Annotated in this window: 4 protein-coding genes; 3 read left to right on the forward strand and 1 reads right to left on the reverse strand. The window is 36.6% G+C overall.

Features of this window, described 5'->3' with window-relative positions; translation table 11 throughout:
• The first annotated feature begins 462 nt into the window (after positions 1-462).
• Positions 463-747, forward strand: coding sequence for a hypothetical protein (locus ACTNES_RS18020; RefSeq protein ID WP_291814959.1), 285 nt, complete (start codon positions 463-465; stop codon positions 745-747).
• A gap of 643 nt (positions 748-1,390) precedes the next feature.
• On the opposite strand, the gene ACTNES_RS18025 is transcribed toward ACTNES_RS18020, so the two are convergent.
• Positions 1,391-2,440 carry a hypothetical protein gene (locus ACTNES_RS18025; RefSeq protein WP_441040279.1) on the reverse strand — a complete coding sequence of 350 codons (1,050 nt, stop codon included), beginning with the start codon at positions 2,438-2,440 and terminating at the stop codon, positions 1,391-1,393.
• A gap of 267 nt (positions 2,441-2,707) precedes the next feature.
• On the opposite strand from ACTNES_RS18025, the gene ACTNES_RS18030 reads away from it, so the two are divergent.
• Together ACTNES_RS18030 and ACTNES_RS18035 are read left to right on the forward strand one after the other, a co-directional pair.
• Positions 2,708-7,003, forward strand: coding sequence for a hypothetical protein (locus ACTNES_RS18030; protein WP_441040280.1), 4,296 nt, complete (start codon positions 2,708-2,710; stop codon positions 7,001-7,003).
• Between the two features lie 254 nt (positions 7,004-7,257).
• On the forward strand, positions 7,258-7,523 hold a 266-nt coding region (locus tag ACTNES_RS18035), incomplete at its 3' end, for a hypothetical protein (protein ID WP_441040281.1).

Raw genomic sequence — 7,523 nt, forward strand, 5'->3', positions numbered from 1 at the left:
AATGAGTTTGTCGTACAGGGTCACTTTCCTTTGTAATAGTTGTCGCAAACTTATTATACATCAGAAAGTCCCTGTACGATATTTTTTATTCAAAAAGTTGTAAAGTGGTGTAAGTAAACATACCTACTCATTTATCCACCAACAAAATTACGAACAACTCAGTATTTATCAGAGTTTTAAGTGTTTGAGTAGGAAAATAATGAGAAGTTAGCAATTACTAATAAAGATCTTTCAGATGAGAATGTAAAACTTGAGGTAATTGGATCTTATACATATACAGGAGAGAAAATCATTCCTACTGTAAAGGTATCAGTAGATGGTGTTGAACTTGAAAAAGATATTGATTATAAAATTAAATCCTGCTCAAATAACGAGAATGCTGGAGAGGCTACAGTAACTGTTGAAGGAACTGGAGATTACTCTGGAACACAGACAGCTAAATTTACAATTAATAAAGCTAATTTGAGTGACCTTAAAGTTGAGGCAAATACAAAAGACCATAAAACTTCCTTTACTTACACAGGAACTCAGGTTAAGCCCAAAACTTCTGATTTTAAGATTACATTAAATGGTGTAGAACTGAAGGCATCCGATTTTGCAATCACATATCCAACAACATCTAAAGTCAATGTAAATGTTGGTGATGCAACTGTTGCCCTTGCTCCTGTTAAGGATAATAAAAACTTTACAGGTGATAAAAAAGAAGTAACATTTAAGATTCTTCCAAAAGGTTCAGACAACAGCTAACTTCAAATATGTTCCACAGGGAACTTACTATGCATACTGCCATGCATGGACACGTGATGAGAATGGTAAGAAAGTATTTGGCGAATGGTCTAACAGCTACCCAGTCTCTGTAACAGCAATCACACCGGATACACCAGAAATTCTCAGTGTTAAGACAAAGGGTTCTACAATCACTGTAACATACAAAGAATCCGCTAACTCAACAGGATATGACGTAGTTCTTGGAAATGGTTCTAAGAAAGAACACGGCGAGACACGTCCATATCAGTATGGAAAATACAAAAAATTAAATGTAAAACCAGGTGTATGCAAAGCAGTATTTAAGAATATTCCAGCAGGAACCTATTATGTAGGCGTACATTCCTGGAACAGATCAGCTTCTGAAAACGATAACAAAGTATTCAGTAAGTGGTCAAATCTGGAAACTGCTAAAGTTAAATAATCCATTTGGGTAATTAATACAGATTCCTAAAAAGAAGGCTCCGGTCATTGTGACCGGAGTCTTTCTTTTTATTGTCAGAAGCTATTTCAAGGTGCACTTGTTTTTTAGGATTTTCTTTTCAATCAGGCTGCTCAGATACAGACCACATTACACAGAGCCTCTGACCTGATAGATCAAAGGCTCTATTAAAAGAATTTCCGTTTACCAGTATTTTTTTACATAATTGACAGCTTCTTCCTGTGACAGGGAAAATTCATTCATGATGTTTCTGACGGTATCTGCCTCACTGATATTAAAATTCCTGCAGGTCCTTACAGTCGCACGAATGCCTTCAAGGATACCTTCCCATCTGCCTTCCTGACGGCCCTCCTGTCGACCTTCTAATCTGCCTTCCTGTCGACCTTCTTCGACACCTTCCTGCCTTAACTCTTCCAATGCATTACACATATTGATCTGCCCTCCTCTCTGCTCCAATTCCAAAGCATGATTGATCAGCTTCTGTGATTCTGTAATAGCACCTATCACAACGCCCAGATCTGCCGGGATATCATGGTCACTGTAGACTTCTTTGATCTTCGTATAATCCCTGGCATAGATCAAGCGGCTCACGTCAAACACCATATTTACATCCGGATCGCTGAAACACAGCTCTCCACTTGATCTTACCTGTACCAGGTTCATACGGTAATCAGATACCAGTGCTTCTATCTTTTCGGGAATCTCCAGCATATCCTTCAGGGAAAGCGGACCATCCCATTCACTTTCTCCATAGTATACACACAGACTAATTACCGGATGCAGCCGGTCGGTCTTCTTAAAACCTGACAGGAATTCATCCGCTGAATGGAAATCCCCGTTTTTCTTATTTACTGCTGCAATCTCATCATATTCTTTCATGTAAGAAAACGCATCTCCTACCATATGACGCAGCGGCATCGCATAATGGATCTTTGCCTGATTTTCCAGTCCCCAGAGAACAAAGTCCACACCATATGCCGTCTTCTTTACAACATCCAGGATCTTCTGTACTGTTTCCGCATGACCGTTAAATTTCAGCATGGAGGAAACATCCGTATCTGCTTCTGTAAGATCCTGCGGCTTCAGCACCTGTTCCCCGTTAAAAAATACTGCATTGAACAGATCCGCAAAATGTCTGTTGTCTCTCCAGAAGTTCTTCAGTATGGTATACGGTTTGATCTTATTTTTTTCCGCCGTATCCAGCACCTCCCGTTGATTTATTTCTGTTATCAATATAGCATAATTATTACCTTGTTTCCACGAAAGGAACTATAAAAATTATTAAAAATCTGAAAAGTGCAGAGTCGATTTGTTTAATTTGTTCTTTTTTTTATTTCGTCAGTTGTAAAAGAGCATATAACTACAAAAATACCGCTCTAATACGTAAAAAAGGCAGTTATAAATAACTATTTTTTCAGGGTTGTGCATGAATTTCTAATCAGAGAATGTGCTTTTTAATCAAAAATTAACCTATCCACTACCCAAAGGGGAACTATAATCATGACAAAGATTAAAAACACAAAGAAGGGCATGGTAAAAAAGACATTAAGTATGTCACTTGTTGTTGCAATGCTTGCTACTTCTAATGTGCCGGTATGGGCTGCTGAGTTCAGTGATGGTGCAGATGTTGCTGTTGAGACTGAAGCTCCGGCAGTAGATAATACAACTACTGAAGCTGCATTTTCAGATGATACAGCAGAAACTCCTGTTATTGATAGCACAGTAGATGCTCCTGCAGCACAGGAAGTTGATGATGGCACTGAAATTAATAAAGAAAATTATACTGTTTCAAATCTGAAACTTAGTGAAGTTGGTTCATGGGGTAATAGCCCTAAAAACGTTATTACGGTAGCTTCAGGAAGTATTACCAACAAAGGAGTTGATGTCAAAGATTTTAATTATACTTGGATGGCAGATGGCGTAGAAGCAGCTGGAAAGAATGCTACAGGATTTGTTGAGAATCTCTCTGAATTAAGCTATACACCAGTTAAAGAAGACTATGGAAAAACTATATCTTTGAGAATTTATAAGACTAAGTATGCTACAACGACATCTTCTACAGTATTTAGTGTAGTACTTACTGGCGGCGTTGTTAAAGCTTACGATATAACTGCTTTATTATCTAAAAACACAAGTGGTAAGGCACTTACTTTTGGTGAAGGATTTACTACAACAAGTACATCAACTGATTCAAATGGTTATTATATAACCACAGGTACTGTTGTATATAATGGTGAAGAAAATAAACCAACTCCTACTACTAAATATGAATACTCATTAGCAGGGGCAGACCAGACTATTACTAATGATCAGATTAACTGGCATTATGAAGTAGAAGGTAACGATTTTACAAATGTAACAGATAAAGAAATTACTGTTTATGGAACAATTGATGGCACAGATGACCCTTCATCTCCAGCATATGGATTCACAGGAAAAACAGCCAAAGCTGTTTATACAATTACTCCATTAGCAATTACTAAAGATAATCTGAAACCATCTTTAGTAACAACTTCTCTTGGTTATACTGGCACTGTACAGAGCTTCGGCAAGAGTGATGTTAAACTTGAAGTAGAAGTTAATGCTGATACACAGAAAAAAGTTGATATTACAGAGGCACTTAAACCAGAATTTTCTGTTAAAGGAACAGATAAAGCAGTTGGAACAGGATATTCTGTTAAATCCGACGCATGGATGAATTTTGCTGATACAGATGCTGCTCAGAAAATTTTGAAAAACTTTGATACAACCGGAACACTTGGTGAAGTAAAAACTGAAAATACATATGCAATTGTTAAACGTAATCTGAGTGAATGCACTGGAAAGATTACAAAAGAATACAGCATTAGTGATTTCAAGGGAAAACCAACAGCATCTATCAACCCTGTCGATGTTAAATTGACTGGAAAGGATGGAAAATCCTTTACATTAGATTCACTGGGTAATAATGTTGTTATTCAGGTAAATAAAGTTGTTTTTGATGCCGCTAATGCAGATAAGAAAGGTGTTGTAGAAGGAGCTGTTACAATCAGTTATTCTTCTGACTCAACAAATGTAGAAGGAAGTATTACGCTTCCAATTACTCTTGTAAACAGATCTATTGGAACTGTATGGGCAACATTTGATAATGGAGTTAATGCACAGCTTGTAACATCAAAGACAGCTACAACTGCAGAAGTTCCGTATACTGGGGAGGCTTATACTTTAGATTCCAAAAAAATCAAAGCTATTGAAGTGACATTCCTTGATGAGAATAATCAAAGCCACAAATTAACAACATCTGAGTATTCTGTTTCTTATGAAAATAATGTAAATGCCGGATATGCCAAGGTAATTATCACAGGAAAAGACTCTTATGCTGGCAGTGTAAAAGAAGTATACTTCAAAATTAAGCCAGATACTGTAACTGATACTGTTAATGCTGGTGATTTTACAGCGAAATCTAAAGTTACTGTAAACTCTGCAAATAATTATGATGCATCTCTGTATAAAGATGCAATGGGATTAAAATTTGAAACAGCATTAGATAGTAATGCGGATAAAAAATTAGCGCTTACTTATGATAAAGATTACACTGTTAAATACTATTATGTAAAAACATCCAATCCTAATTCTCTTAACACAACTGCAAAAATCAAGGCAGCAGCAGGTACAAATGTACCAGGTGATTATGTATTTGCAGTAGCAACTCTTGCAAAGGACGGAAATTATACAAAAGCAACTGGTACTGACGAACTCATTGCATATTCAAAGATTGAAAAAAAATCTATCAGCAATGTAAGTATTACAGTTGAAAAATCTTCCTACACATTTACAGGGGAAGAGATTTCTGCAAATGTTGTTGTAAAAGATGGAACTGTTACTCTGGATAAAGGTATTGATTATACTTTGAAATACAAAGACAACATTAATGCAGGAACAGCAACCGTAATTGTTGTACCGACCAAGGGAAGCGAATACGATGATGGAACAACTGCATCTGCTACATTTGAGATCACTCCTGCAAAAGCTGAAGATGTTTCTGTTACTTTAGCCGCAAATGGTACAAAAGCTGTAGCTGTAGCTGGAAAGGCAAATACTTTTAAATATTCTGGAAGACAGGTAAAACCATTAGTAAGCAAAGTAATGTTAGGAAAAGTTGATGTTACCAAATACTTTGATGTTACTTATGTATCCTATGGTGATAATATAAGTGCCGGCAAAGAAATGGGAAGTGTTACAATTTCTCCAAAAACAAACAACACCAACTTTACTGGGACTAAAACACAGAAATTTAACATTCAGGGAAAAGAACTGACAGGTACATTAAAGCTTTATAAGTCAGATAAAACAAAGGTAGATATTGATCCAATCTACAAATTTGCTGATATTACTAACTTTACATATGATGGTGAAGCTCAGAAATTTGGAAGTGAAATTTTTACACCAGGTACTGGCATTAAAGCTACCAAAGATACAGATTATGAAATTAAATATATCAATAACATAAATGCAGGAACTGGTTTTGTTGCAGTTGTAGCCAAAGGAAATTATGAAGCAAATACCTTAACATTAAAAAATCAGCGAGGTTCTGTAATTCACTTCAGTGATTCTGCTCATGATAATATTTCATATACTGTTGAAAATGGTGTTTTATATCAGTATGATGATTTGACCAATGAAAAATCTGTCCTGCAGAACAATATTGTTGATTTAGCAAGCTTTACTATTGAGGCGTCTTATTTTACAGCTCGAAACATCTCTGTAACTAACGGAACATATGCTGGTGGAAAACCTGTTACACCGCAAGTAACTGTTACAGTTAATGGTAAAACTTTAGTAGAGGGTACTGATTACAAAATTGAACTTAGTTCCATTGATGGAAAAACTACACCAGATAAATTTGTAGATGCAACAACAACTAAACCATATCAGGTTGAAGTAATTCCAATGGGTGGATATTCATTCAACAATGTATATGGAACAGCAGCTTTTGTATGGGGTATTGACAAAAAAGACCTCAAAGATTGTACAGTAGTTGTAGATAAGAATCTGAAAGCAACAGTAACAAACGGTAATGTTATCGAAGAAAAAGAAAACTTTACTGTAAAAGATAACGGTGATGGAACCGCTACTGTATCCGTAGTTGATGGCGGAAAGAACTACACAGGTTCTGTAAACGTTGAAATCGGTGGCAGAAAAGTTGGTGCTCCAATGATCAGCAATGTTAAAGTTGTTGGCAATAAAGCTACTGTAGTCCTTTCTGATGAAGTAGACGGAGCTTCTGGTTATGACTATGTAATTTCTACAGACAAAGACTGCATTAAAAATAAAAATTACGCAGTTGTAAACAAAAATCAGGCTAAAACATCTACAGCATTCAAATATGTAGATCAGGGCACATATTATGCATACTGCCACGCTTGGACACGTGATGCAAACGGTAAGAAAGTATTTGGAGAATGGTCCAACGGATTCCAGTTCTCTGTAACTTCAACTACACCAGATGCACCAGTTATCAAGAGTGTAAAGGTAAGCGGTTCTACCGTTAAAGTAACATATGAATTATCTGCTAACGCAACAGGTTACGATGTAGTTCTTGGAACATCTTCCAAGAAAGACAATGGTGAGTTACGTCCATACAATTATGGTGCTCACAAAGTACTTAACCTCAAAGAGAGCACAGTAACAGCTACATTCAAGAATGTGCCAGCTGGAACATGGACAGTCGGAATGCATGCATTCAACAGAACATCTCTTGATGGCAAAAAAGTATTTAGCCCATGGTCAAACTTAAAAACAGCTAAAGTTAAATAATCCATTTGGGTAATTAATACAGATTCCTAAAAGAAGGCTCCGGTCATTGCGACCGGAGTCTTTCTTTATATCCGCTGAGCAGTTTCTGGCTGGCAATTTCACGCACTAAATCAACATAATCTGTCATAGACGTTGTAGAAGTTGTGTGCTATATTGATTATATAAGAATAATTCTTTCGATGTACCAGACCACTGATTTGGTACAATGCAACTCCAACACAAAACCACCATTATTTCCAAGGAGGATTTGAAAGATGAAAAAGAAATTGTTAGCTTTATTACTGGCTTCTTCTATAGCTCTAATGAATGTTGCTCCTGCATATGGTACAGACATTTTTACTGACCCGGATAATGCGGTAAACGAAGATATAATTTCTGTTCCTGAGGAGCTTGATAACAATGGAGAGTTCAATGACACTGAAGATGAGTTTACTTCGGAACAGACAGATGATGATTTCTTTTCGGATGAAAAGGAAATGCCTTCTGTTCAGGAGGGGGACACGTTGGTTGCAAATGCAGG

Origin of the sequence: Blautia sp. HCP3S3_D9 (assembly GCF_052063845.1) — a bacterium.
GTDB lineage: Bacteria > Bacillota > Clostridia > Lachnospirales > Lachnospiraceae > Blautia_A.